The 26,237-nt window shown below is 60.1% G+C and carries 26 protein-coding genes and 1 pseudogene; 9 read left to right on the top strand and 18 right to left on the bottom strand.

Annotated elements, in window-relative coordinates; all coding sequences use genetic code 11:
- Positions 1-20 precede the first annotated feature (20 nt).
- From SR908_RS16250 to SR908_RS16265, 4 genes are all read right to left on the bottom strand, one after another.
- The gene (locus SR908_RS16250; RefSeq protein WP_246923492.1) at positions 21-1,277 is read right to left on the bottom strand and encodes a TRAP transporter large permease; all 1,257 of its coding nucleotides are present in this window, start codon (positions 1,275-1,277) and stop codon (positions 21-23) included.
- The gene (locus SR908_RS16255; protein ID WP_246894552.1) at positions 1,274-1,756 is read right to left on the bottom strand and encodes a TRAP transporter small permease; all 483 of its coding nucleotides are present in this window, start codon (positions 1,754-1,756) and stop codon (positions 1,274-1,276) included. The genes SR908_RS16250 and SR908_RS16255 overlap by 4 nt, the downstream gene beginning before the upstream one ends.
- A 101-nt stretch (positions 1,757-1,857) precedes the next feature.
- Positions 1,858-2,928 (bottom strand): TRAP transporter substrate-binding protein, encoded by a 1,071-nt coding sequence (locus SR908_RS16260; protein ID WP_246923494.1) that lies wholly within the window; start codon positions 2,926-2,928, stop codon positions 1,858-1,860.
- Positions 2,929-3,132: 204 nt separating this feature from the next.
- Positions 3,133-4,449 (bottom strand): L-fuconate dehydratase, encoded by a 1,317-nt coding sequence (locus SR908_RS16265; protein ID WP_246923497.1) that lies wholly within the window; start codon positions 4,447-4,449, stop codon positions 3,133-3,135.
- 315 nt (positions 4,450-4,764) lie between these two features.
- Between SR908_RS16265 and SR908_RS16270 the strand changes: the two genes are divergently transcribed.
- Entirely contained in the window at positions 4,765-6,294 is a 1,530-nt protein-coding gene (locus SR908_RS16270; protein WP_246923498.1) for a UxaA family hydrolase, read from the top strand.
- 78 nt (positions 6,295-6,372) lie between these two features.
- Positions 6,373-7,341 (top strand): GntR family transcriptional regulator, encoded by a 969-nt coding sequence (locus SR908_RS16275; RefSeq protein ID WP_246923501.1) that lies wholly within the window; start codon positions 6,373-6,375, stop codon positions 7,339-7,341.
- Positions 7,342-7,399: 58 nt separating this feature from the next.
- On the opposite strand, the gene SR908_RS16280 is transcribed toward SR908_RS16275, so the two are convergent.
- From SR908_RS16280 to SR908_RS16325, 10 genes and pseudogenes are all read right to left on the bottom strand, one after another.
- Positions 7,400-8,308, bottom strand: coding sequence for an NAD(P)-dependent oxidoreductase (locus SR908_RS16280; RefSeq protein ID WP_261506413.1), 909 nt, complete (start codon positions 8,306-8,308; stop codon positions 7,400-7,402).
- A gap of 1 nt (position 8,309) precedes the next feature.
- Positions 8,310-9,377 carry an Ldh family oxidoreductase gene (locus SR908_RS16285; protein WP_246923506.1) on the bottom strand — a complete coding sequence of 356 codons (1,068 nt, stop codon included), beginning with the start codon at positions 9,375-9,377 and terminating at the stop codon, positions 8,310-8,312.
- Positions 9,374-10,882 (bottom strand): tripartite tricarboxylate transporter permease, encoded by a 1,509-nt coding sequence (locus tag SR908_RS16290; protein ID WP_246923509.1) that lies wholly within the window; start codon positions 10,880-10,882, stop codon positions 9,374-9,376. The genes SR908_RS16285 and SR908_RS16290 overlap by 4 nt, the downstream gene beginning before the upstream one ends.
- Before the next feature lie 3 nt (positions 10,883-10,885).
- Positions 10,886-11,353, bottom strand: a complete 468-nt coding sequence (locus tag SR908_RS16295; protein WP_246923512.1) for a tripartite tricarboxylate transporter TctB family protein — start codon at positions 11,351-11,353, stop codon at positions 10,886-10,888.
- A 13-nt stretch (positions 11,354-11,366) separates the two neighbouring features.
- Positions 11,367-12,344: a tripartite tricarboxylate transporter substrate binding protein gene (locus SR908_RS16300; protein ID WP_246923514.1), complete on the bottom strand. Its 978-nt coding sequence runs from the start codon at positions 12,342-12,344 to the stop codon at positions 11,367-11,369.
- 208 nt (positions 12,345-12,552) lie between these two features.
- Positions 12,553-13,363: pseudogene (locus tag SR908_RS16305) on the bottom strand (ISL3 family transposase); the annotation flags it as partial.
- 128 nt (positions 13,364-13,491) lie between these two features.
- Positions 13,492-14,013 (bottom strand): signal peptidase II, encoded by a 522-nt coding sequence (gene lspA / locus SR908_RS16310; RefSeq protein WP_008930575.1) that lies wholly within the window; start codon positions 14,011-14,013, stop codon positions 13,492-13,494.
- Positions 14,014-14,066: 53 nt separating this feature from the next.
- Positions 14,067-15,605, bottom strand: a complete 1,539-nt coding sequence (gene lnt, locus SR908_RS16315; protein ID WP_246923517.1) for an apolipoprotein N-acyltransferase — start codon at positions 15,603-15,605, stop codon at positions 14,067-14,069.
- A 193-nt stretch (positions 15,606-15,798) separates the two neighbouring features.
- Positions 15,799-16,560, bottom strand: coding sequence for a ZIP family metal transporter (locus tag SR908_RS16320; protein WP_224420027.1), 762 nt, complete (start codon positions 16,558-16,560; stop codon positions 15,799-15,801).
- Positions 16,561-16,670: 110 nt separating this feature from the next.
- Positions 16,671-17,567 (bottom strand): cation transporter, encoded by an 897-nt coding sequence (locus SR908_RS16325; RefSeq protein WP_152478301.1) that lies wholly within the window; start codon positions 17,565-17,567, stop codon positions 16,671-16,673.
- A 98-nt stretch (positions 17,568-17,665) separates the two neighbouring features.
- On the opposite strand from SR908_RS16325, the gene cadR reads away from it, so the two are divergent.
- Positions 17,666-18,100 (top strand): Cd(II)/Pb(II)-responsive transcriptional regulator, encoded by a 435-nt coding sequence (gene cadR / locus SR908_RS16330; RefSeq protein ID WP_152478302.1) that lies wholly within the window; start codon positions 17,666-17,668, stop codon positions 18,098-18,100.
- Between the two features lie 157 nt (positions 18,101-18,257).
- On the opposite strand, the gene SR908_RS16335 is transcribed toward cadR, so the two are convergent.
- Positions 18,258-18,980: a cytochrome c biogenesis CcdA family protein gene (locus tag SR908_RS16335; protein WP_224420028.1), complete on the bottom strand. Its 723-nt coding sequence runs from the start codon at positions 18,978-18,980 to the stop codon at positions 18,258-18,260.
- Positions 18,981-19,201: 221 nt separating this feature from the next.
- Here SR908_RS16335 and SR908_RS16340 point away from each other — a divergent pair, with 221 nt between their 5' ends.
- On the top strand, positions 19,202-19,834 hold the full coding sequence (locus tag SR908_RS16340; RefSeq protein ID WP_152478303.1) for a peroxiredoxin: 633 nt from the start codon (positions 19,202-19,204) through the stop codon (positions 19,832-19,834).
- Positions 19,835-19,988: 154 nt separating this feature from the next.
- Here SR908_RS16340 and SR908_RS16345 read toward each other — a convergent pair whose 3' ends face one another.
- Positions 19,989-21,290: an ISL3 family transposase gene (locus SR908_RS16345; protein ID WP_008957405.1), complete on the bottom strand. Its 1,302-nt coding sequence runs from the start codon at positions 21,288-21,290 to the stop codon at positions 19,989-19,991.
- Between the two features lie 78 nt (positions 21,291-21,368).
- The gene (gene merR / locus SR908_RS16350; RefSeq protein WP_246923520.1) at positions 21,369-21,815 is read right to left on the bottom strand and encodes an Hg(II)-responsive transcriptional regulator; all 447 of its coding nucleotides are present in this window, start codon (positions 21,813-21,815) and stop codon (positions 21,369-21,371) included.
- A 73-nt stretch (positions 21,816-21,888) separates the two neighbouring features.
- Between merR and merT the strand changes: the two genes are divergently transcribed.
- The 5 genes from merT to merA all read left to right on the top strand — a co-directional run bounded on the left by merT (position 21,889) and on the right by merA (position 24,770).
- Positions 21,889-22,239, top strand: coding sequence for a mercuric ion transporter MerT (merT, locus tag SR908_RS16355; protein ID WP_008957404.1), 351 nt, complete (start codon positions 21,889-21,891; stop codon positions 22,237-22,239).
- 13 nt (positions 22,240-22,252) lie between these two features.
- The gene (merP, locus tag SR908_RS16360) at positions 22,253-22,549 is read left to right on the top strand and encodes a mercury resistance system periplasmic binding protein MerP (RefSeq protein ID WP_006911918.1); all 297 of its coding nucleotides are present in this window, start codon (positions 22,253-22,255) and stop codon (positions 22,547-22,549) included.
- Between the two features lie 2 nt (positions 22,550-22,551).
- Positions 22,552-22,809: a mercury resistance system transport protein MerF gene (gene merF, locus SR908_RS16365; RefSeq protein ID WP_008957403.1), complete on the top strand. Its 258-nt coding sequence runs from the start codon at positions 22,552-22,554 to the stop codon at positions 22,807-22,809.
- Between the two features lie 73 nt (positions 22,810-22,882).
- Positions 22,883-23,128 (top strand): mercury resistance system transport protein MerF, encoded by a 246-nt coding sequence (gene merF / locus SR908_RS16370; RefSeq protein ID WP_008957402.1) that lies wholly within the window; start codon positions 22,883-22,885, stop codon positions 23,126-23,128.
- Entirely contained in the window at positions 23,121-24,770 is a 1,650-nt protein-coding gene (merA, locus tag SR908_RS16375; protein WP_008957401.1) for a mercury(II) reductase, read from the top strand. The genes merF (SR908_RS16370) and merA overlap by 8 nt, the downstream gene beginning before the upstream one ends.
- 331 nt (positions 24,771-25,101) lie before the next feature.
- Here the strand turns inward: merA and SR908_RS16380 are convergent, their stop codons facing one another.
- Complete coding sequence (locus SR908_RS16380) at positions 25,102-26,235, bottom strand: iron-containing alcohol dehydrogenase (RefSeq protein WP_246923522.1); 1,134 nt, start codon at positions 26,233-26,235, stop codon at positions 25,102-25,104.
- Positions 26,236-26,237: the final 2 nt, after the last annotated feature.

A 26,237-nucleotide genomic window follows, 5' to 3' on the forward strand; every position in this document is an offset into this window, starting at 1 on the left:
CGTCTCGTTGTCCTCTCATATCACTTGTACCAGAGCACCAGGCCGGGGAAGGCCAGGAATGCGATGAGCAACGCGATCAGCGTGAAGTAGTAGGGCAGCAGGCTCTTGACCAGATCTTCGAGCTTGACCTTACCGACCCCGCAGCCGACATAGAGCACGGTGCCCACCGGTGGCGTGATCAGACCGATGCCGAGAATGAACGACATCATGACCCCGAAGTAGACCGGGTCGATGCCGAGCTTGACCACCACGGGCGTCATCAACGGCGCCAGAATGACCATGGCCGGGGTAAGGTCCATGAAGAAGCCTACGACCAACAGGAACAGCGTCAGAATACCCAGAATGAAGTACTTGTTCTGGGACAGCTCAGAGAGCATGACGACGATCTGCTGTGGAATCAGGTTGGCGGTCAAAAGCCATGCCAGGACGCTGGCAAATGCCAGCAACAACAAGACCACCCCGGTCAAGCGGCCGGTGGAAACGCATAGGGCGAAGAAGCTTTTCAAGGTGAGGCTGCGATACACGAACATCGAAACCACCACGGCGTACAGCAGGGCGATCGCGGCGCTTTCTGTGGGTGTGAAGACACCGCTCAAGATTCCGCCAACGATGATGATCGGCAGCAGCAACGCGAGTACCGAGTCCTTGAGGGCAGCGATCAGTTCCTTGAAGTCGAATGGCTGCGCGGAGCCGGTCTTCTTGGACTGGAAATACGTCGCCATGGCGAGGCCCATGGTGATCAGAATCCCCGGTACGATACCGGCCATGAACAGCTGCGAAATAGAGGTGCCGGTCACGACCCCGAAGAGAATCATCGGAATGGATGGCGGAATGATGATGCCGACCACCGAGGCAGCGACGACGATGGCGGTGGCGCGCGGCCCCGAATAGCCGTGTTGCTTCATGGGGTTGATCATCATGCTACCCACCGCGGAGGCGTCCGCCACGGCGGAGCCGCTGATGCCGCCGAAGAACATCGAGGTCAGCACGGTCACTTGGCCCAGACCGCCGGCGACGAAGCCGACCATGGCGCTGGCCAGGCGTACTAGGCGCTTGGCGATGCCGCCCGAGCTCATGACCTCGCCAACGAGGATGAATAGAGGGATAGCCAGCAAGGGGAACGAGTCAAGCCCGTTGACGGCTTCCGATACCAGCGAGGAGAGGCCGTAGTCGGCGAAGTGGAAGATGAACAGGCAGATCGCGGCCAGGCCAAACGAGATCGGCATGCCGATCACGATGCAGGCGAACAGCCCTAAGAGAATGCTCCATAGGATCATGCCGCACCTCGCTTGAAGACTTTATAGAGAAAAATCGTGTTACCGATGATGGTGAGTACTGCCATGACCACCATCGCGCTATAGAGGACGGTCTTGGAAATGCCCAGGAAGGGGGTCGTCCCCACATAGCCTGAGATGATGTTGTTGAAACCGAGGAAGATACTGATGCAAACGGCATAGATGATCGCTGCTGCAAGCAGGGCGAAAATCTTCTGCAGTATGGGAGGCGCCTTGTCCTTGAATAAGGTCACGGCGACATGTTCGTTGGTTAGACTGGCGATGCCCGCGCCGAGTAGCACCATCCAGATGAAGAACAAGCGTGAAATTTCCGCTGCCCAGGCAAAGGAGTAGCTGAATATGAAGCGCCCGAAGACGTTCATCGAGACGGTAACGACCACGCCAATGACGAGGAGCCCGATGATGACGTCCAATCCGCTTATCAGCTTGTTCAAGTAGGCGTTACCCGAACGTGACTTCATGAAGCCTCCAAGGAGGGGATGCTTAGCATGTTGATGCCAAAAGCAGGGAAGGGCGTGGCCGACCTTCCCTGCGTACGTGTGCTACTGAGGATGTGTGGTGCTTATTCTTGCTCTTGTGCCTGCTGCACCTGCCCGCGGATATCATCGATCAGCTCGCCGCCGATCTGGTCGCGCCAATCTTCATAGACCGGTTCCAGTGTGTCCTGGAAGACCTTGACCTGCTCGGGGCTGAGCTCGGTGATCTGCATGCCTGAATCTTTCAGGTCCTGCTTGATCTGATCGTTCAGCGTACGGCTGACTTCACGCTGGTAGTCGCCCATCTTGGTGGCCGCGTCGCGAACCAGCTCTTGATAGTCTTCCGGCAGACGGTCCCAGAAGCGAGCGGAGACCAGGGTGATAAACGGCGTGTAGACGTGGTTGGTTTCGGTGGCGTAGTCCTGCACTTCGTTGAACTTGGACGATTCGATGGTGATCCAGGGGTTTTCCTGACCATCGACGACACCTTGCTCAAGCGCCGTGAACAATTCCGCGAAGGACATCGGCGTGGGGTTGGCGCCCAGTGTCCGCCAGATATCCAGGTGAAGATCGTTTTCCATGGTGCGGATCTTCAAGCCATCGAGGTCTTCCGGCTTTTCGACGGGTTGCTGGCTGTTGGTCAACTGACGATAGCCATTCTCGCCCCAGCCGATGGCGACCAGGCCCTGAGAGGATGCATCTTCGAGCATCTGCTGGCCGATCTCGCCATCGAGCACGGCATCCGCCATTTCCGGCTGAGGGAACAGGAACGGCAGGTCGAAGACGGCGAACTGCGGGAACATGTTCACCAGCGGTGAGGTAGACGGCATGGTCATTTCCAGCGTCCCCGCCTGCAGTGCGCTGGTGGCTTCGCGATCATCGCCCAACTGAGCGCCGGGGAAGAGATCTACTTGGATGTTCCCGTCACTGCGTTGTTCGACGATCTTCTCGAAATATTGAAGGCCGCGGTATTGCGCGCCGGATTCTGTGGTACCGATGCTGAATTTGATCTTGAAGTCGCCATCGGCTTGCACCTTGTCGCCTTTGACATCGGGCAGCGGGGGCATTTCGGTCGCCGCGGAGGCGCTCAGTGCGGTCAAGCCGATAAAGGCGCCGCCGACGACCGAAACAAAGCGTGTCGTTGTGGTTGTTGTCATCTTGTCCTCCTGGAACTGATGGTAGTGCTGGCATGTGTGTCACGCATGACACCGGTATCATCGCGACCTGCACCAGAAACCCTTGCTACTGATAGGTCGCTCGATGTCCTGGGCAGATGGTGTGTCTGCTCTTGAACACCTGAATGTTGAACATACACCTAAATACCCCTTGTTGAGACTTCATCGTTAGTCGTAGATGACCAATTAATTTTCGTTGGAAGCCGCATGCCAGGCCTCTCCGTCGGGGTAGCGATGGCGTTCGAGTGAGTCGTCATGCATGGTGATGCTGTAACCGGGGGCTTCAGGGACCTGATAACGGCCTCGGTGAATGCGCACCGGATCGATGAAATGCTCGTGAAGGTGGTCGACGTATTCCAGGATACGGCCGTCCAGCGAGCCGGAGACGGCGATATAGTCGAACAGCGAGATGTGCTGGGTGTACTCGCACAGCCCCACGCCACCGCCGTGCGGGCAGACCGGCACGTCAAACTTGGCGGCCATCAGCAGCACCAGGATCACTTCGTTGAGTCCACCCAGCCGTGCGGCATCGATCTGGCAATAGTCGATGGCGTCGGCCTGTAGCAGCTGCTTGAACATCACGCGGTTATGGCAGTGCTCGCCGGTGGCGACGCCCATGGGATCGAGCCGGCGACGAATTTCGGCATGGCCGAGGATGTCGTCGGGGCTGGTGGGTTCTTCGATCCACAGCGGATCGAATTCCGCCAGATCACGCATGTTGGCGATGGCTTCGTCCACGTCCCACATCTGGTTGGCGTCCATCATCAACTCACGGTTCCAGCCGATTTCCTCGCGCAGGATGCGGGCGCGCTGGCGATCCTCCTCAAGGTTGCCGCCGACCTTCTGCTTGAAATGCGTCCAGCCTTCGGCCAGCGCTTCGCGCGCCAGGCGCCGCATCTTGTCCTCGGAGTAGCCGAGCCAGCCAGCGGAAGTGGTATAGCCGGGATACCCCTCGGCGCGCATGTGGGCTTCGCGCTCGCCTTTGCCGGCTTCCTTGCGCTTGAGCAAGGCGATGGCTTCCTGCGGCGTCAGAGCGTCGGTGACGAAACGGAAATCCAGGCACTGGACCAATTGCTCGGGGGACATGTCCGCCAGCAGCTTCCAGACCGGCTTGCCTTCGCGCTTGGCCCATAGGTCCCATACGGCGTTGACGATGGCCGCTGCCGCCAGGTGCATGACGCCCTTTTCCGGGCCCAACCAGCGCAGTTGGCTATCACCGCTTGTAAGGTCGCGCCAGAAGGTGCCCATGTCGGCGGTGATTGTCTCGAGGTCGCGTCCCACGATGCGCGAGGCCAGCGCCTCGACGCCTTTGACGCAGACATCGTTGCCACGCCCGATGGTGAAGGTCAGGCCATGACCTTGATGGGCATCGTCGGCATCGGTGGTCAGGGTCACGTAGGTGGCCGAATAATCCGGCGCCGCGTTCATGGCGTCCGAGCCATCGAGCTGCCGAGAGGTGGGAAAGCGAATATCGCGCGCTTGCAGGTGGGTAATCGTGGTCATGAGTTAGCGTCCTGAAAGAGAGCGGCTGACGCCGCTCGGGGATGTCGGGTATCAGGCTAAGGCTAACCGTCAATAACAGGCCAATCGCAATTTTATTGTGCCGATTTCTTCTGGTTATCGCGTGATGAGATGGCTCGCGGGGCTGCTGTTGGTGCGTTAAGATTTTAATTGAACATTGTGTGCAATATTCAATATTGTGACGTTGGTCTAATCGACGTTTCCTGAACGGCGCTTGAGAGTAAGTCCCAGGCTATGTCCCGAAATCGATGCGCCCCACCGTGGCGGCGAGGCGTGTCCTTGTTACCGAGGTCCATCATGCAACTCATCAACACGACTCCGCCGGTTATCAGACTCAACACGGTCGATAATGTGGGGGTCGCCACGCGTGCCGTTCCGGAAGGCTTGCCGCTCGGTGTCGACGAGTGCGTGGCACGTCATAATATCGATGCTGGGCACAAGGTGGCGCTGATACCGCTCGCTGAGGGTGACAACGTCATCAAGTACGGTCAGGTCATCGGCCGGGCGAGCCGCGAGATCGCCGTCGGCGAACACGTGCATACCCATAATGTTGCTATGCTCGAGCGCGATACGGCGCTGGAGGGCTTCGAGCCTTTTCCGCGCACGCAGGTGAGTGATTCGGGGCGCACCTTCATGGGCTATCACCGCCCCAATGGTCAGGTGGGTACGCGCAACTACATCGGTATTCTGTCGACCGTGAATTGCTCGGCGACCGTGGCCAAGGTCGCCGCCGAACGACTCAATGCAGATGGTGAGATTGCGGCGTTGGGGTTTGATGGCGTGGTGCCGATTACCCACGGCTCGGGCTGCGCGATGAATACCGAGTCCGAGGGCTTTGCATTTCTCGAGCGGGTCATCGCGGGCTATGCGCGGCATCCCAACTTCGCGCACGTGGTCATCATCGGGTTGGGCTGTGAGACCAACCAGGTCAAGCAACTGGTGGAGAAGTCGGGGCTGGAAGATGCCGCGCGCCTGGCCTACTTCAACATTCAGCAGGTCGGCGGTACGCGCGCGAGCATCCAGATGGCGTGTGACAAGGTGCTGGACATGGCGCGTAGTCATGAACGCGATGAGCGCCGCCCCGCGCCGCTCCATCACTTGAGCGTAGCGCTGCAATGTGGTGGCTCGGACGGTTACTCGGGGATCACTGCCAATCCGGCGCTGGGGCACGCCGCCGATCTGATCGTGCGTCATGGGGGCAGCGCGATCCTGAGCGAAACGCCGGAGATCTACGGCGCCGAGCATCTGCTGCTGGATCGCGCGGTGAATGTAGACGTTGCGCGTAAGCTGCTGGCACGTATCGCTTGGTGGAAGCATTACACCGAGATCAACGGCGCGGAACTCAATAACAACCCGTCGCCGGGTAATAAGGCCGGTGGCCTGTCGACGATTCTGGAAAAATCGCTGGGCGCGGTGGCCAAGGGTGGGGCATCGAGCTTGAACGATGTGCTCGAGTACGCCGAGCCGCTCAAGGTGCCAGGCTTCAATTTCATGGACAGTCCCGGCTATGACCCGGTCTCGGTTACCGGCCAGATTGCCTCGGGGGCGACCTTGGTGTGCTTTACCACCGGGCGTGGCTCGGTCTCCGGCTTCAAGCCGGCGCCGTGCCTCAAGCTGGCCACCAATACGCACATGTATGAGACCATGCATGAGGATATGGATCTCAACTGCGGGGCCATCATCGACGGTGAAGTCTCGGTGGAGGAAATGGGCGAGGCGATCTTCGAACGGATCGTCGCCGTCGCGTCCGGCGACGCCAGTGCCAGCGAATCGCTGGGCTATGGCAGCAATGAATTCGTGCCTTGGATGGTTGGCGCGATCACCTGAAGAACGCTGCGCTTCCATCACGTTCATGGGCGCTCGAACCACGCGTGCACGCATTAATCGGGGGAGTACGACAGCCGCATGGCCAGATCGTTGAAGGAGCAACTTTACCGGGTAGTCCGCCAGGCCATCGAGGATGGGCGTCTCGAGCCAGGATTGGTGCTGCTGGAAGGACATCTCGCCGAGCATTTTGCGATGAGCCGTTCGCCGGTACGCCAGACCTTGGCTCGCCTCCACGAGGAAGGCCGAATCTGTCGCTTCGAAGGGCGTGGCTACCAGGTGGGGGCGCAACCCGGCGATGCGGTGCGCCGCTCGCTGGGTAAAGGCGATTTTCGCGCCTCGCGTATCGAACGCACGGATACCTGGCGTGCGCATGCCGAAAGCGTAGAGCGCGACGTGGTGCTGTGCTCGATGAAAGGGCGCTTCGAACTCAATGAACTGCAGCTGGCGCGCTCGTTGTCGGTGAGCCGGACCCTGACGCATCGCATTCTGCTGTATCTGCAAAGCATCGGGGTGGTGGAAAAGGTCAAGTACAGCAGTTGGACGGTGGTGCCGCTGGATGACACGCGCCTGCACGATCTTTACCAGGCACGGCGTCAGCTAGAGCCGTTCATGATGACCCGTGCCGCCGAGACGCTGAGTGACGCGGACATACAGCGTTACCTGACGCGCCTGGACGATGCCGCACGCGATTATCCTCGGGTGCCCAGCGCATTGCTCGATGCCCTCGAGAATGATCTGCACCATGAGGCGCTGATGCGGGGCAACAACGCCGAAATCATGACCATGTTGCGTCGCACGCGGCCAATTCTATTGATCAGCAAGCACCTATTGGGCTCGTCGATCGAATTGCCCAGCGTGGCACCGTTCTTCGACGAGCATCGGCATGTGTTCGAAAAGGCTCGGGCCCGTCACGGCGAAGCGGCGGGGCGCGCCCTCGAAGAACACTTGGCACGCTCCGAATCCCAGGTGCAGACGCGCCTGGCCGATTTCCGCGATGCCGGTGCGCTTGAAGTGCCGAATTATCTGCGCGAGGTCGAGCCTTCCTGAGCGCATGACAAAACACTCGGTACTGAAATCTGCCCTCGGCGTAACGGCTCGGTAGCGATCAGCTCGGGCGTTCGCCGTTGCGCCGCCGCAATTCGCGGATCAGAGCGCTATGGTCCAGCTCGCCGTCGCCGTGCGCGACCATATCGGCGAATAGGCCGTCCACCAGGCGCGATACCGGAAGCTCAAGCGATAGCTCATCCGCGAGTGCTTGGGCGGTTTGCGTGTCCTTCCACTGCCATTTGGCGGGCCCGCCGGGGCGGAAATCTTCCTTGAGCATGCGCTCGCCGTGGACTTGGAGGATCGTCGAATCGGCGAAGCCGCCCAGCAAGGCCTCACGCACCTTGCCAGGGTCGGCGCCGCCGCGTTCGGCGAGCAGCAAGGCTTCGGCTACCGTGGCGATGGTATTGGCGACGATCGTTTGATTGGCCAGCTTGGCAAGTTGGCCACTCCCGACGGGGCCGACATGTACGTCGCGCCCGAGGGGGGAGAATAGCGCCCGCGCTCGCGCGTAGGTGTCCGCTTCGCCGCCGACCATGATCGCCAGCGTGCCGTCGATGGCGCCGCGCTCGCCACCGGACACCGGTGCATCCAGATAGCCGACGCCCGCTGCCTTGGCGGCCTGGGCCTGTCCCCTGGCGGTCTCGACCGGGATCGAACTCATCACCACCAGAATCGCATCGGGCGCCATGTGGGCGATTACGCCGTCGTCGCCTAGCAAGACGTCATCGCATACCGGTCCCGAGCTGAGCATGACCATGACGAGGTCGGCGTCGGTGGCGGCATCGTTCGCCGAATGGGCTATTTCGATACCGTACTCGCGCAGTGTCTCTGTCTTGTCGGGCGTGCGGTTCCAGGCGCGGACCCGATGGCCCTCCTCGGCGAGACGGCGGGCCATCGGCGCGCCCATGAGGCCGGTGCCGATGACGCCGATGGTTTTGATGCCTTGCATGCGTTTACCTTGTTTCATTTCATAACCCCAGTGCGCGACTCAACGAACCGTCTGCCAATGTCGAGCCGGCGACGGCCTGGCGTAGCGAGTCGACGACATCATCGGGTAGTGGAATTCCCTCGCGTAGATACCGCTGACGCTTGGCGAGGCCGGACTGGCCGGGTAGGCGTACCGCGACCTCGGGGTCGGCGCGCTCCGCATCGAGACAGCGCCGGGTGAGGAAGTCGGTTTCCTCGACGAAGGCATCAATGCCCCCGAAACGCGCCGGATCGATGACCATCACCGTTGCCGATGCACCCCATTGGGTCGGGGCGTCCTTGCGACCGAAGCCGCCGAGAGCCGAGGTCAGCGCCTCGATCATCAAGCCCAGGGCGAACCCTTTGTGGCCGAAGGCCTGGCCGCCGAGCGGCAAAATGCTGCCGGGCGGGGTGGTGAAAAAATCCTCGGGGTCGTCGCTGACCGTTCCCCGATTGGTGAGGATGGCGGGGTGCGCGAGCTTGCCGCCTTCGGCACGTGTCTTGTTGACGGTGCCGTTGGTGATGCTCGACATGCTGACATCGATCAGCATGGGGTTGTCGCGGCCTGGGATGCCGATGGCCAGCGGGTTCGGTGTGTACACGGGCGTTACCCCGCCATAGGGCGCGACCGAGGCCACTGCGGGGTCCGAGCTGAGCACGATGGGCACCAGATCGCGTTCGACGAGGGGGCGCAGATAGGCTGCCAGGCAAGCGATGTGATGGGAGCGCTTGAGCGTGACGATGCCGATGCCAAAGCCCTCGGCCGCTTGCCGTGCGTGTTCCAGAGTACGCCTGACCAGGTACGGTCCTAACACATAGTGTCCATCGATTACGGCGGCCACGGGGCTATTTTCCGTCATCTCTAGCGTGTCGGGGTCGCCGCTCGCTTTACCGGCCTTGAGGTCCTTGAGATAACCATTCGCGAGCTTGATGCCATGTGTGTGGTGACCGAGAAGATCGCCCTCGACCAGCACGTCAGCAGTAGCGTCGGCGATTTCTCGATGCGCGCCGGCCTCCTCGAAGAGGGCCGTCAAGAGCTCCTGAAGTTGTGTAGATGAGTAGGTGGTCATGGCGTCCTCGGGGATTGGGCGGCGCCGCGATAACGGCGATAGAGACGAATGAACAACGGCAGGAACCAGATCAGGATGACCATGGCGCCCAGGCCCGCGCTGATCGGGCGCGAGAAGAAGCTGAGCAGGTCGCCGTTGCTCTTGAGCATCGAACTCATGAAGTTGTTCTCCAGCGTGCCGCCGAGTACCAGACCCAGAATGGCGGGGGCCATGGGGAAGTCATTGCGTGCCAGGATGAACGCGACCAAGCCAATGATCAGCATGATCCACACATCGGTAACGGCGTTGTTGATGGCAAAGGCGCCGACGATGCAGAAACACAGGATGATCGGCATCAATATCTTACGCGGTGTCAGGATGAAGACCTTGGCCGAGCGAATGGCGATATAGCCGATGGGCAGCATGATCAGGTTGGCGATGAAGAACACCGTGAACAGGGCGTAGACCAGGCCGCCACCGTCCATGAAGATGGTGGGGCCGGGGTTCATGCCCTTCATGTACAGCACGCCGATGACGATAGCGGTGATCGAATCCCCGGGGATGCCGAAGACCAGCGCCGGCACCCAGGCGCCGCTGATGCCGGAATTGTTGGCCGAGCTGGCATCGACGATGCCTTCGATGTGGCCGGTGCCGTAGGCGTCCCGGTTTTTCGAGCGGCTCTTGCCCATGGCGTAGGAAATCCACGCCGCGATGTCCGCACCGGCGCCGGGCAGCGCGCCGATCAGGGTGCCGGTCGAACTCCCGCGTAACAGGTTGCGCCAGTAGCGTTTGAGATGCTTGGGAACGCTGCTGAAGACCTCGTCCTTGTGTACCGCGGGGACGTTGCGGCCCTCGTTGCTCGAGCCGTAGAAGCTCATCAGCTCATTGAGCGCGAACATGCCGATCATCACCGGAATGAAGTTGATGCCTGCCATCAGATCCGGAATGCCGAACGTGAAACGCGGGGCGCCACTCATCATGTCGAGGCCTACGGTGGAAAGCAGCAGCCCCACCAGCAAGGACAGGAAGGCCTTGGTCTTGGAACCGATGGAAATGAAGATCGAGCAGCTCAGACCCAGCAAGGCCAGCCAGAAATACTCGAACGAGCTGAACTTGAGCGCGACCTCGGCGAGTGAAGGCGATACGAAGACCAGCACCAGCGTGCCGAACAACCCACCGAACATCGAGCACACCAGGTTGGTACCCAGCGTTTCGCGTGCGCGCCCTTGTCGTGCCAGTTGGTGCGATTCGCCGACATAGGCAGCCGAGGCGGGCGTACCGGGAATATTGAGATAGGTCCCGGGAATGTCGCCGGCAAAGATCGCCATCGCCGACGTGGTGACGATAGCCGCGATGGCTGGCGTCGGGTCCATGTAAAAGGTGATGGGGACCAGCAGGGCGACGGCCATGGTGGCGGTCAGCCCGGGCACGGCGCCCACGAAGACGCCGAAAATGGCCGCGCCGGCGATCACCAGCAGCGTCTGGAAATTGAAGACCAGCGCCAGGCCTTGCAGAAATGCATCCATGGCTTACCCCCAGATGCTCAAAACGCCCTCGGGAAGGGGAATGAGCAGATAGCGAGAGAACAGAAGATCGATGATCAGCGCTGCGACGAGGGAAACGCCAAATGCCAGCAGAGGCGACGTGCGTCGTGCCAGCATCAATACGAACATGATCAAGGCGAGACTGAGCAGGGCGCCCAACCACTCGCTGGCGAGAATATAGAAAACGATGGCGAGTCCCGGCAGGGTAGAAAGCAGCGTGTTGCGCAACTGCTCACGGTCCATGCGCCAGGTCATACCGTGCCCGATGCCCTTGAGTGCCCCGACATGACTGATTGCGAGTATCAGGCCACCTATCATGAACCCTCCCCCGATGAGGGAGGGAAACAGTGAAGGCCCATACTGCAGGCTCGGCATGGTGGGGAACTGCTGGGCCACGAGATAGACGATAGCGCCCGCTGCCATGAACGCGAGGCCGAGAAGGAAGTCTTTCATCGTGGCCTCCCGGCTATTTGGCCAAACCGACTTGTTCGACGATCTTGCCGAAGCGTTCGTCCATGTCCTCCATCAGTTGGCCGAAGTCCTCGGCATTGCGCCATTCGGTACCGAAGCCTTGCTTGGCCATGAACCCTTGGTAGGTGTCGCTGTTGTAGGCGGCTTCCAGTGCGTCTTCCAGTGTCGAGACGATCTCGGGATCCATGCCTTTGGGGCCTGCGATGCCGCGCCATTCACCGATCTGGTAGTCGCTGCCGATGGCCTCCTGGATCGTGGGCACGTCGGGGAAGCTGTCGAGGCGTTCGGGCGCCATGATCCCCAGGCTGGCGGCACGCCCGGATTCGATCATCGAACGCCCTTCGGGTACCGAGCTTGGCACGATGTCGATGCCACCGGCGGCAAGTTCGGTCATGGCAGGCGCCGCGCCTTGGCTGGGAATCCAGGTGACCCGATCGGGTTCCATGCCTTGATCCATCAAGAAGCCGGCGAACGCCAGGTGCCAGACGCCGCCCTGGCCGGTGCCGGATGCGTTATAAGTGCCCTTGGGCTGTTCGCCCACGGTTTGTACCAGGTCTTCGAGGTCCTCGAAGGGGCCGTCGGTGGCGACCTGAACGCCCGCGTAGTCGTAGTTGATCTGTGCGATGGGGGTGTAATCCCGGTAGGTCAGATCGGTGAGGCCTTGCCAATGCATCATATTGATCTCGCCCGTGACCAAGCCGAGCGTGTAGCCGTCGGGGTTGGCGCGGGCAATGGCGCTGTGGCCCACCACGCCGCTGCCGCCGGTACGGTTGACGACGTTGATTGTCGCACCGAGTTCTTCTTCCATGGCCTTGGCGATGGTCCGCGCGGTGGCATCGGTACCGCCGCCGGCAGCCCAGGGGACGATGATGGTAATGGGTTTTTCCGGGTAGTCGGCGAGAGCCGGGCCGGCGAATGCGGAGAGCAGGACGGCGATGCTGGCGAGTCCGGCTTTATTGTGCAGTTTGAGCATGATCGTTCCTTGTTATTGGCGTGTCATGAAGTGTGGTCGTGCATGAGATGCGTCTTTCAAGTTAGTTCTTAATGAACATTGTGCGCAATATTCATTTATCTATACTTTGGTCTATCGAGTGAGGCGAATCTCCTCTTTTTTCAGTTAATTAGATTTTTTTGGGTATCCGGATTAAGTGGTTGATGGGCCTTCCAGCCCCATCCAACCCTTAGTCCTTCCAGAAGGTTGATAGATCGACACCGAAGTTCTTCTCAGGCTCGGGGAGTCCCATGTTGTAGGTCATGGTGGCTCTGCCCAGAAACGGGGATTCCTTGACTTGTGGCGCCTTCTTCTTGTGCTTGGTGGTATAGAGCATCCGGGCTCGCATTACCTCGAACGAATAGCCCCGGCCATCACGGTTTTTGTCCTTGGCTAGGCGGTTTATCGACTACGTGAAAGCGTTGGTGATCGGGATGTCGGTCTCAAAGTAGGTCAGCATCTCTTCACGCCAGCCACTGACGGCGCTGACGAGATCCTTCCAAACCTCCTTCTGCCCCTGAGGGATGTTGTCAATCCAGGTGGCGAGAGCCTGTTCGGCACCACGCCGATTGGTACAGTCCCAGATATGGTAGAAGCGCTCCTTGTGCTCGTAAGCCGCCAAGAGCTGGGGGGAATGCTCCTGTCCAGGTCTCCATGATGAGCCGTTCGCGGTCTGAAACGTCGTGAGCGCGCTTCAGCAGGATTTTCCGGTCACCTTTGAGGGTCCGGCGCTGATTGGGCTTCAACTCCTTCCTTAGGCCTTTGCGGATCTTCTCTAAGGCCTCGTTGGCCATGCGCACGACGTGGAACTTATCGACCACGATACGGGCCTGTGGCAGCACCGTCTGGAAGGCGCGGCGGTAGGGCTTCCACATGTCCATGCTGACGATCTCGACCTGGTGGCGGTTGGCCATGCTCATGAGGCGTCTTGTCACCCTCTCTTGCTGACGACCGGGTAGCAGGTCCAGCAGGGTGCGCTCTTCCAGATTGGTTAGGATGCAGCAGAGCCCTTGGCAGCAGTCGTGCATCAGGAACGTACAGCTGGCTCATGAAGGCGTGCCGCCTTATCAAGGCCCAGGACGCGCCTATTCCGGAAGTCAAGCATGCGATAGCGAAGACGCTAGGCGATTCAGCGGCGGCGGCTGCCTGGTTGATGTCGTATTTCCGCCCAAATAAAGAGGGCGACACCGAGGAAGATCCATACGTCCGCTAGGTTGAACGATGGCCAGTGCCACTGGGCATAGTGAAAATCGAGAAAATCCTCTACGTAGCCTAACCGCAAGCGATCTGCGACATTGCCCAACGCGCCGCCGAGGATCGCACTGAGGGCGAGCCGATAACTCAGTACGCGTGGTGAACGCCAAAGCCAGTACACCAGTAATATCGAGATAACCAGGGCCAGTCCGATGAAAAGCGGCTGCTGCCAACCGCCGACATCCGCGAGAAAGCTGAAGGCCGCCCCCGTATTGTGGCGGTGGACCCAATTGAAGAAGGGTGCGGCAGGCACGCTTTCACCATGCGCTAGCATGGTGCTGGCAAGGTACTTGCTCGCCTGATCGACAAACAGTAACAGGAGCGAGAGCCACAGCCAGCGCATCGCCTTTCCCGGCTCGTGGGCTTTCTCTGCGAGCCGACTGCCATAAGTAGACATATCCCCTTCCTCCTGACCCAATCTAGAATTTGCTCGCTGCTAAATAACAAGCGTCATGTACCCAACCGATGATGCCGACGAATTCGACGGAGCAGGAGCAGGCCGAGTCCGAGTGCGGTCAGGCCAAGGACAGGCCAATCCCGCCAGCGCACATAAGGGGACGCGCCAGTTCGCGGTGTCACTTCGGCGCTGAGGGTGGCCACTTCGAACTGCGGAGCACGCTTGAGCACTTTGCCCTCATGATTGATGGCTGCTGTGATACCGGTGTTCGTGGCTCGAAGAAGGTCACGTCCGGTTTCGATGGCACGCATGCGTGCCATCTGGAAATGCTGGAGGGGGCCGAGCGAGCTGCCGAACCAGGCATCGTTGCTGACATTCACCAGTAACTGCGCTTCGGGCAGAAGCTCAGTGACTTCGGCACCAAAGACCGCCTCGTAGCAGATGAGTGCCCCTACGGGCACCCCTGCTGCATTCAGGACGTGCGCTTCCCGTCCCGGTGTGAAGTCGGACATGGGCGCCCCGAGCACGTCGAGGGCCGACCCCAAAAGATCCCGAAACGGAACATATTCACCGAAGGGCACCAGGTGGCGTTTGTAGTAGAAGCCTGAGGGATCGGAGAGGCTTACCACGGCGTTGTAGGTACGGCCCTCCGCCTCGCGTACCGGGACGCCAATCATTAACGATGTGCCTGCCTGATCGGCTAACGCCTCAAGCTCAGCAAGATACTCTTTGGCCTGGTCATGCCACATCGGGATTGCCGCTTCTGGCCAGATCACGATGTCGGCCCCGAGATGCTGCGCGGTAAGCGCCTGATAGCGCTCAAGTGTGATGTCCCGGTAGCTCGGGTCCCATTTCTTGTCTTGCGCGATGTTTCCTTGCAATAGGACGACATCGATTGGGTCAGCGGCTGGCTGCGTCCATTCACGATCCAGCAGTTGCAAGCCGGCGAGGGTAGCGACTAACACGGCACCGACTACCGCAGCACGGCGCAGGCTTGGCCCCAGGATAACCCAGGCAAGCCCGCCAGCGAGCAGCGCCACCAGAAAACTCACGCCAAGTACGCCAAAGACGGGGGCGATGGTGGCAAATGTGGTGTCGGTTTGGCTGTAGCCAATGAAGAGCCAGGGAAAGCCGGTCAAGAACCAGGTGCGCATCCATTCACTCAGCACCCATGCCGCCGGTAGTCCTAGCCAGAGCGTCATTGCGTCCATCTCAGGGCGCAGGCGGCGCACGAGATACACGACGCCCCATGGAAAGAGGGCGAGCAGCGAGACAAAGGCCGCCGTGGCTAACACCGCCACCACGGGGCCATTGCCGTACTGGCTGATGCTGATAAAGACCCAGGAGATTCCTACGCCGAAGTAACCAAGGCCAAAGAGGTAGGCCGACCATAGAGCTTGACGTCTTGAGGGCTGCGAGGTCAGGGCAAAAAATGCTGCCAGAGCAATTACCGCCAGCCATGCCCAGCCCACAGGGGCAAAGGCAAGCGGCATGGCGCCTCCGGCAAGCAGGGCCATCACCCCTGTTAGAAGCGACTTGTGGCGCACGCCAATGTATAGGCCAGAGGGTAGCGCGTATTTATCACCCGCCATTCTCGCCTCCGAATCCAGGATCAACCCTGTGGCTCATGCTTTCTTGCTCCGCTTAATCAAGCTGCGTCAATTCATTCGGCCGGCTGGCCAGGGTGGCAAAGTGAATGTTTCTGGACTCGACTAGGTGCGCCGTAAGCTGGGAGCTGCTTCGTATTCGGCCAGCACGACAGTGGCTGTGTTGGGGAGCAGTACGTTAGCTTTGCGATACCACCCCTTCCAAGCCCGCTGATACCAGAACGAACAGGACGAAGCCGCCTATGAAAGCCAGCGGTGAGATGTGCGTATCGTCACCGCTCTCGTGAGCCTCGGAGACCATATCTTCGATGGCAGCGACCGTGAGAAGGCCTGCCGTGAACGTCAGTGCCGCTAGCTTAAATGCCTCCGGCTGGTTCCTGAGTACGAAGTAAGCAAAGACGGCTGCCGAGAGTACGGGAACCGCTAAGGAGGCAGAGATCAGCAAGCGCTTGCTGCGGGGAATCCCTTTGTCTTTCATGTTGGCGATCATCGCGAACCCCTCAGGGCCATCCGCGAGCACCTGACCCGCCGCCAGGATTATCGCGACCGACGGTGAGACCGCCGACCCCGCCCCGATCAGGAGGCCATCGCTGAACAGGTCGATGGACACGGCGATATAGATCATCCAGACACTCGTCTGACCGCCTTCTCCCTGCTGACCTTGCCGCTTCTGGAGACTCTCAACGAGCTTCTCGATGCCTACGTAAGCAATGCCACCCAGCGCGAAAGCGAGGGCGATTACCCAGGCTGAAAGGCCCTCCAGCACGCGTGGCATGATTTCCACCGCCACTACCGCAATAACGAGGCCGGCGGCGCCATGAAGGGCGTAATTGAGACGGCGCCCGGTAGTTCGGGAGGCCTCCGCAGCGAGCCCACCACTGAAGTTTCCCAACGCGGGAAGCAGCGCCAGGCCGAGTACCAGCCAGATACTATCCATCATCTTCCTGGCTCCGGACCTCGCGCTACTCGTCGGCGTTCAGGCCTAGCGCATCGATCGTAAAGTCGCTTCGATCGAGAATTCTAATCGCGATAGCTACGCGCTGCGCAGCTTCACGCCTTGAGCGCCAGAATGCGCCTGGCACCGTTGAGCACAATGACCCCCGCGATGCTGCCGATAATCAGATCCGGATAATTGGATCCGGTCCACGCCACCAGGGCGCCTGCGGCGATGACGCCCATGTTGATCACCACGTCGTTGGCCGAGAATATCCAGCTTGCCTTCATATGCGCACCGCCCTCGCGATGCTTGGATATCATCAGCAGGCAGGTGGTATTGGCAATCAGTGCGACGAATGCAATCGCCATCATCATCAGCGATTCAGGCTCACTACCGAAAACAAAGCGTCGCACCACCTCGACGAGTACGCCGATAGCCAAAATCAGTTGCAGTACCCCTGCCAGATGCGCGGCACGCACCTGCATCTTCGCACTGTGCCCTACGGCATACAGGGCGAGCCCGTACACGGCCGCATCGGCAAAATTGTCCAGGGATTCTCCAATCAGGCCGGTGGAGTGCGCGATCAGGCCGGTCGTCATTTCCACCACGAACAGGACGGCATTGATACCGAGTAACCAACGCAGGGTGCCGGACTCTTGCGCGGCAGAAGCCGCCGAGCTCTCAGCGGCCCTGATTGTCTCTGGGTCGGCAATGACGGTTTCCTGAAGAGAGGCGCCTAGCCCCAAGGTCGCTAGTTTCGCGGTAATGGGCTCAGCCTCGCCGTCATGCACGACCTCCAACCGACGGTTCGACAAGTCGAAGGACAGCGTTCGAATCTCATCAAAGCCGTTCAGCGCCAAGCGGATCATCCGTTCTTCTGAGGGGCAATCCATCTTCGGCACGGCATACACGCTGACCCATTCCCCTGACGCTTCGGAAGAGACCGGCATATCGGTATCCGCTGCAGGCGTTGCATCGCAGCCACATGGGCCATCACAGGATTTACTCACGATACGGCTCCAGTTAACCAACATAGATTGCTAGTATTAAAAACCATATAGCCACCATAAGGTCAATGGGACAGATGATTCGTTGAGGAGAAAGCCTGATGCGCATTGGTCAGTTAGCACAGATAGCGGGTGTCGACCCCCAGACGATCCGCTTCTACGAGCAGCGGGGCCTGTTGCCATTGCCAGACCGGCAGGAGAATGGTTACCGTATCTACACGAAGCGGCATATCGAGCAGCTTGCCTTTATCCGTCGCTGCCGAATCCTGGACCTGTCACTGGCAGAGATTCGCGAGCTACAGAGCTATCAGGACGGCCCTCACCAGCCTTGTACCGCCGTCAACGCCATGCTCGATGACCACATCTCTCATGTGCGGTCGCAGATAACCGCACTGCAGACGCTTGAGAAACAGCTCGTTGCCCTGAGGGCGAGTTGCAATGATGGACGAGAAATCAGTGCCTGCGGCATCCTGGCGGGTATCAGCGAGGAGAGCAAACAACAACTATGTAGGGCTGGCTCAGGCAATAAGCGCTGAGCAGAGACACGCCGGACCTTGCAGCGACATTGTGAATGCATGGTGTGTTGGTCGCGGCGACTCATTGCGCTTCTCGGCATGCGAGCTTGGGTTACTGCTGCAACCGCAGTATCGCCCTGTCAGACGTTTCGCTTCCGCCATGCTTCGCTATTCCCGCTTATCCCAGCGTCGCCAGGGAGGGAAACAGGCCGATCATGAAGCTGGAGAGCCGTGTCATGGTGCCCGAGACGATGGCGATGCCCATGAGAATCAGGATTATACCGGCGACCGGCCGGGTGTAGGCGCTCCACCTGCCAAGCTTTTTGCTATGGCGGCTGAGGCTGTTGACGCAGAGCGTACTCGCCAGAAAGGGCAACGCCAACCCGGCGGAGTACACGCTCAGATAGATCATTCCATGCTGTGCACTGGCGGCATTGGAGGTAGCCATCAGAATCGCACCGAGGATGGGGCCGATACAGGGCGTCCAGCCAATGGCGAACGATACGCCGAAGGCCGTGGCCGACAGCGGCGATCCGCCCTGAAAACGAGGATTGAATTGTAAGGTACGCTGAAAGATCGGGACGTTGAACAGGCCGGTCATGAAGACCCCTAGCAGGATGACCACCGAGCCTGTGATCCAGTTGAGCTCCTGACGGTAGCCTCGCAGGAGCTGACTGAGTGAGCTGGCACCTAGCCCCAGGATGATGAATACCAGTGTGAAGCCAGTCACAAAGAAAACGCTCAGTATCAGCGCCTCGATTTTCTTGTCCCGTTTGTTGACGCTGCCGCCCGTGACGACGGAAAGGTAGCCCGGCAAGAGCGGCAACGTGCAGGGCGAGAAGAAGGAGATCAAGCCACCTGCAAACGCGCCAATCAGACCGATAGAAGAGAGAGATTCCAAGGGCTATCGCTTCCTGAGGTAGTGAGGGCCATGAGTCGGCCGGCTGAGTCCAGCCCTTGATTCTAAAACCCTAATCTGGCCCTAAGGCAAGCACATCGTTTGATTAGCTACACGCCAGACTGCTGGGCTGTAGCCTTTTCAAAAGAGGCTTGACCTTATGGTGGGTATAAGGATTAGCGTTTAAGCTGCATCTTCCAAATATCTAACCTGAGGATAGCGTGATGGCATTGCAACTTGGAGAGACAGCCCCCGATTTCACGGTCGAATCAACGGAAGGCACCGTCAGCTTCCACGAATGGCTTGGTGATAGCTGGGCCGTGCTATTTTCTCACCCGGCCGACTATACGCCTGTCTGCACGACAGAGCTTGGCGCGTTTGCCAAGCGCAAAAGTGAGTTCGACAAGCGTGGCGCCAAGCTGATCGGTGTGTCCGTCGATCCGCTGGATTCGCATACCGGCTGGGCCAAGGATATCGAGACCACCCAGGGTGCGGCGCTGAACTACCCGTTGCTGGCCGACGACGATCAGGTGGTCGCTGAGCTGTACGGGATGATTCATCCCAAAGCCGATCCCAAGGTGACGGTACGCACCGTTTTCATCATCGACCCCAGCAAGAAGATACGCCTGATGCTGACCTATCCGCCGAGTACCGGGCGCAACGTCGACGAGATCCTACGGGTTATCGACTCGCTTCAGCTGACCGACACGCACAAGGTGGCGACCCCCGTGGATTGGCAGAGCGGTGAGGACGTCATTATCTCCCCTTCACTATCGAGTGATGAAGCCAAAGAGCGCTTTCCCGAAGGCTGGGACGAGAAGACACCGTATCTGCGTGTTGTGCGACAGCCTAAATAACTAGCGGAATCCTTTGGCAGCCCGGGTAAGCCGGGCTGCCCGTTGTCTCGCTGAGGTAAGGTTTTGAGGAAGCGCATGGATGGCTAAGTTCCTGACTAGTTAAGGCGGGTATCCGGATTAAGTGGTAGATGGAGCCCCTTGCTCCTTCGAACCCTTAACTCTTCCAGAAGGTTGATAGATCGACGCCGTAGTTTTTCTCAGGCTCGGGAAGACCCATGCTGTAGGTCATGGTGGCCTTGCCCAGGAAGGGGGATTCCTTGGTCTGCGGCACCTTCTTCTTGTGCTTGGTGGTGTAGAGCATCCGGGCCCGCATCACCTCGAATGAGTAGCCACGGCCATCGCGGTTCTTATCCTTGGCCAGCCGGTTGATTGACTCCGTGAAGGCGTTGGTGATCGGGATGTCGGTCTCGAAGTAGGTCAGCATCTCCTCATGCCAGCCACTGATAGCACTGACGAGATCTTTCCAGACCTCCTTTTGCCCCTGTGGGATGTCGTCAATCCAGGCAGTCAGCGCCTTCTCGGCGTCACGCCGGGTTGTGGCGTCCCAGATGTGGAAGAACCGCTCCTTGTGCTCGTAGGCCGCCAAGAGCTGGGGGAATGCCCCTGTCCAGGTCTCCATGATGAGCCGTTCGCGATCTGAGACATCGTGAGCGCGCTTCAGCAGGATCTTCCGGTCACCCTTGAGGGTTCGGCGCTGGTTGGACGTCAGCTTTTTCCTGAGCCCCTTGCGGACCTTTTCCAAGGCCTCGTTGGCCATTCGCACGACGTGGAACTTATCGACCACAATGCGAGCCTGCGGCAGCACCGCCTGGACAGCACGGCGGTAGGGTTTCCACATATCCATGCTGACGATCTCGACCTGGTGGCGCTCGGTCATGCTCATGAGGCGCCTCGTCACCGCGTCCTGCTGGCGACCGGGCAGCAGGTCCAGTAGGGTACGCTCCTCCAGGTTGGTCAGGATGCAGCGGTAGCGGCGGTTCAGGTACAGCTCGTCGATCCCCAGGCAGCGGGGTGTCTCGAAGCGATGCCAGGCTGCCAGGAACTCAGCCTTCTTCTTGAATATCTCGCGGACAGTCTTCTCGTCGAGGCCCGTGGTATCAGCCACGTAGGCGTAGGGGTGATTGAAGGCTTCCTTCTCGACGTGGTTGTAAAGCCTCCGCGTCATGCGGTGATCGTCTACCATTTCCGGAAGAGCTGGCCGGAACGTCCTTCCACACGCCCGGCAGGTGTAGCGGCGACGGACCACCCAGAGGGTGACCCGCCTTCCGTGGATGGGTAGGTCGCGATAGGCCACATCGCGCTTGCCGAACCTGACAAACTCACTCTCAACGCCGCATTCCTCGCAAGCTAGAGGCTCAGGAGCTTCGACCTGGTAGTGGAGATCATGCTCTTCCATCTTGGTGGCTAGGACGTGGTACTCGGGAAGGTGCAGGATGTTGTCAGGCAAGCTGGTCATGCAAACTTTCCTTGTCGACATGGTCCATAGATGATTGCGACTCTTTGACCGCGTTGTTTTCTACGAACTGAAGGTGATTTACTCCCTTGGGTCTTCTGCTTCTCTGAGCCCTTCATGCAATGACGCAATTAGCGGGCAAGTGATATTGCCTTGTTGTGCATGGCATCGGTCGACCATTTCGCTCAGCACCTTCTCAATTCTTTCAAGCCTGTCGATCTTCTCGCGAACGTCCCCTAACTTGTGCTCTGCGAGAGCACTGGCTTCTTGACAGTGGGCGCCATCTTCCAGCTGAAGTAGGTCACTGATCTCATCCAGACTAAAGCCCAGCTGCTGCGCCGTTTTCACGAACGTCAACCTGTCGATATCGGCGGCACTATAGCGTCGAATACCTCCGGGAGGTCGTTCGGGCTCCGATAATAGCCCTCGTCGCTGGTAATAGCGGATTGTCTCGACATTGACGCCGGCCGCCTTGGCCAGGCCGCCAATGGTCATGGTGTCCGCCACTTTATCTGCATGTCTCTTCATGATGCTTGACTCCGTACCAAGCTACGGAAGTAACCTTATCGTAGCTCCCCCCATCCCGAAAGGAGAATCGTCAATGCGGACACCTAAAACGGGGCGAGGGCCCCTGGCCGCCGGAGGAGTCGCGGCCCTCCTGGCCTCGGCGTGTTGCCTCGGCCCGCTGGTTCTGATCACGCTGGGCGTTTCCGGCGCCTGGATCAGCAATCTGGCGTCGCTGGAGCCCTATCGCCCGCTCTTTATCGGCGTCGCGCTGGTGGCGATGTTCTTCGCCTGGCGTCGCGTCTTTCGGCCAGTGGAAAAGTGCCAGCCGGGAGAGGTGTGTGCCGTGCCACGGGTCAGGACGGGCTACAAGGCGATCTTCTGGCTCGTATCGCTGCTGGTGCTAATCGCCCTGGTATTCCCCTACGTCTTGCCCTTGTTCTATTAAAAGGAGATCTACCATGAAAGCTCGTTTCGCCTTCATCGCGCTACTCGCCCTGCTCAGCACGCCCGCCTTAGCGGCCTTGCAGACCGTGAAGCTGTCGGTGCCGGGCATGACCTGTGCCGCCTGCCCGATCACCGTCAAGGCCGCCCTCAACAAGGTGGACGGCGTCTCGCAAGTCGACGTGAGCTACGCGGATCTCGAGGCCGTGGTCACCTTTGACGACGCCCGAACGTCGGTGGAGGCATTGACCGAGGCCACCACCAACGCTGGGTATCCATCAACCCCGACATCCTCGCAAGCGGATCGAGAGTGATCATGAAGAATCCCAAGACCCTGCTGCGCGTGAGCGTGATCGGCACCGTCCTGGTGGCATTGTGCTGCTTTACGCCGATCCTGGTGATCCTGCTTGGCACGGTGGGCCTGGCGGCGCTGACGGGCTATCTCGACGTTGTGTTATTGCCGGCCCTGGCCTTCTTCATCGGCCTGACCATTTATGCGATTTGGCGTAAGAAGCAGTTCGACGCCTGTTGTGACAACGGCTCTATCAAATCAAGGAATACGCCCCCTGAGTGACATCAAGCAGCTGCACATCGCGGTCATCGGGTGAGTTGTTTACGAGCTTGTCCGTCACGGTGAAGGAATAAGCGTGAAAGATTCGCAGAAATTTATAAGCGTCGTGCTTGGCACCGGGTTGATGGTGCTGTGTTGCGCCGGGCCAATCGCCCTGGTGCTATTCGGTACGGCGGGCCTGGCCGCGTTGGCAGGCTATCTCGATTACCTGCTGTTTGCCGTCCTGGCCATCGTCATCGGCTTACCTCTCTACGCGCGATACCACAAGCGGAAGCAGGATGCCGGCTTTACTAATGAAGACTCGGAGAAACGTGATGATTGAACTCAACGTGAGCGGCATGACCTGTGACCGCTGTGCGGATCATGTCAGGGAAGCCTTGGAGAAGCTGCCCGGCGTGCAGTCGGTGGAGGTATCCTATCCTCAGAGGACGGCATCGGTAGCCGTTGATCCGGGGACACCGGCCTCGGCGTTGACGTTTGCCGTGACCCGACTTGGCTACCAAGCTCGACTGGCCAACAGTGGGCCCACTTCCCCGGCAGGCGCATCGGTGTCCAAGGGCCGTGATGAAGACGCCCCGCACATCGCGGTGATCGGCAGCGGCGGCGCCGCCATGGCGGCGGCCCTGAAGGCCGCCGAGCGCGGCGCCCGGATCACCCTGATCGAACGCGGCACCGTCGGCGGTACCTGTGTCAATACAGGCTGTGTGCCTTCGAAGATCATGATTCGCGCGGCCCATATTGCCCACTTGCGTACGGAAAGTCCCTTCGATGCAGGCCTGAGCGCCCAGGCGCCGGTGGTGGATCGGGCCAAGCTGCTCGAGCAGCAGCAGCGACGTGTCGAGGAACTGCGTGACGCCAAGTACGAGGGGATTCTGCGCGACCACCCGGCCATCACTGTCCTGCACGGCGAGGCCCGGTTTATCGATGCCCATAGCCTGATGGTCAAGCTGAACGAGGGCGGCGAGCAGGTCGTCCACTTCGACCGCGCCTTCATCGGTACTGGCGCCCGACCGGCAGTACCGCCGATCCCGGGTCTTGCCGACACCCCCTACCTGACCTCTACCAGTGCTCTGGCCCTGGACACTCTTCCCGAGCGGCTGATTGTGATCGGCGCCTCGGTGGTGGCCCTGGAACTGGCCCAGGCCTTCGCCAGGCTGGGCAGCCGGGTCACGGTGCTGGCCCGCAGCCGCCTGCTCTCCCAGGAAGACCCGGCGGTAGGGGATGCGGTGGAGGCGGCGTTTCGCCGCGAGGGCATCGAGGTCCTCAAGCAGACCCAGGCGAGCCGTGTGGACTACACCGACAATGAATTCATTGTCGACACCAACGCCGGCACCTTGCGGGCGGATCAACTGCTGGTGGCCACCGGACGGACACCCAATACCGAGGCCCTGAACCTGGCGAGCCTCGGCGTGGAAACCGCACATGGGGCTATTCTGGTCGATGAGCATCTGCACACCACGGTGCCGGGGCTCTATGCCGCCGGTGACTGCACCGATCAGCCGGAGTTCGTCTATGTCGCCGCCGCCGGGGGCAGCCGGGCTGCCGTCAACATGACCGGGGGCGAAGCCACCCTGGACCTGAGCGCCATGCCGGCGGTGATCTTCACCGACCCCCAGGTGGCCACCGTCGGCCTGACGGAAGCCGAGGCCATCGAGCAAGGCTTCAGCGTCGATACCCGTGAGCTGGACCTGGAAAACGTGCCGCGTGCGCTGGTGAATTTCGACACCGGTGGTTTCATCAAGCTGGTGGCCGAACGCGACTCGGGCCGGTTGCTGGGGGTGCAGGCGGTGGCGGGGGAAGCCGGTGAGCTGATCCAGACGGCGGTGATGGCGCTACGCGCACGCATGACCGTACACGACATCGCCAATGAGCTGTTTCCCTACCTGACCATGGTGGAAGGGCTCAAGCTCTGTGCCCAGACTTTCACCAAGGATGTGACGCAGTTGTCCTGCTGTGCCGGGTGAACGATATGAGCGCGACCGTGGTGCCACTGGGCGGCGGCACCACGGGTTTTGGGCATGGACACCACAGGGAGCCCTGTCACGATGAACACGACACTACCAGATTGCGGGATGATGGGGGCGATGGGCTGGATAATGCCAGTGATCGGAATTGCCCTACTATTGCTACTGGTCCTGGGCATCGCCTGTTTGGTGAAGTATCTGCTCTCTAGCAAGTGAGCGTACTCAGCGAGCCATCAACCAGCTAATCCGTTGTGGGTTGAGTTTGTCGGCCACCTTTCGCTCTCGCATACCAACCAGATAATCCGGATACCCATTTTTTTAAAAGCGATCTTCATAGCGCTTCCAATAGCATGCGCTGAAAATCGTCGTGCGTCGGGGCACGCGGATTGGTGGCGGTGGAGTGGTCTTCCAACGCCCATTGGGCAACCGGTGCCAGACGTTCGCGCGTGACGCCCAGGTCGCTCAAGCGCATGGGCAAGCCCAGGTCGATGTTGAGCTGAGTGAAGGCCTCGACGACATCCGTGCCGGGGGCTAGCCCCATCGCATCGCGCAGCCGGGCGAACTTGTCGCCGCAATGGTCCTGGTTGAAGCGCAGTACGATGGGCATCAGCAAGGCATTGAGCGTGCCATGATGGAGCTTAAGATCATGAAAGCCGCCCAGGGCGTGGGACAGAGAGTGCACTGCGCCGAGGCCTTTCTGGAACGCCAAGGCGCCTTGCGTGGCGGCCATCAACATCTCTCGACGTGCGTCCAGGTTGCTACCATCGCTTACGGCAGTGCGGATATGACGTGTGGCGCGTTGTAATCCATCCAGGGCGATGGCATCGGCGGGTGGGTTGAAGCGTGGGCTGAGAAACGTCTCGACACAATGCGCGATGGCGTCCATGCCGGTAGCGGCTGTCAGGTGCGCCGGCAGCGAGAGGGTCAGCAATGGATCGCAGATCGCCACGTCGGGGATCAGATGTGGCGAGAGGAAACCGAGCTTGCGCTCATCACGCATGCTGATCAGGGCGGCGCGTCCGACCTCGCTGCCCGTGCCCGCGGTGGTGGGAATGGCGACCAGCGGCAGCACCTGGCCGCCGATACGGGCTGCGCCGCCCTCCATTACCGCGTATTGCCGCAGCGGTGCGGGATGGCTGGCCAGCAGGGCGACGCCCTTGGCCAGATCGATGCTCGACCCACCGCCCAGCGCGACGATGCCGTCGCAGGCATGTTCGCGGTAGCAGGCCACGGCGTCCTCGATGGCGTCCTCGGTGGGGTTGGCGGGCGTGCCGTCGTAGACTGCGGCTGGGCGTGTACCGCCGATGGCCTCTTGAACGCGCGTGACCAGGCCACTGGCGGTGAGCCCGGCATCGGTCACGATCAAGGGCGTGGCGACACCGAGCTGCGTCAATTCGTCGGCCAGGTCCTCCAGGGCATCGTCGCCGAAGCGTATCTTGGTGAGGTAATTGATGGTCGCACTCATAC

This window comes from Chromohalobacter canadensis (assembly GCF_034479555.1).
Classification (GTDB): domain Bacteria; phylum Pseudomonadota; class Gammaproteobacteria; order Pseudomonadales; family Halomonadaceae; genus Chromohalobacter; species Chromohalobacter canadensis.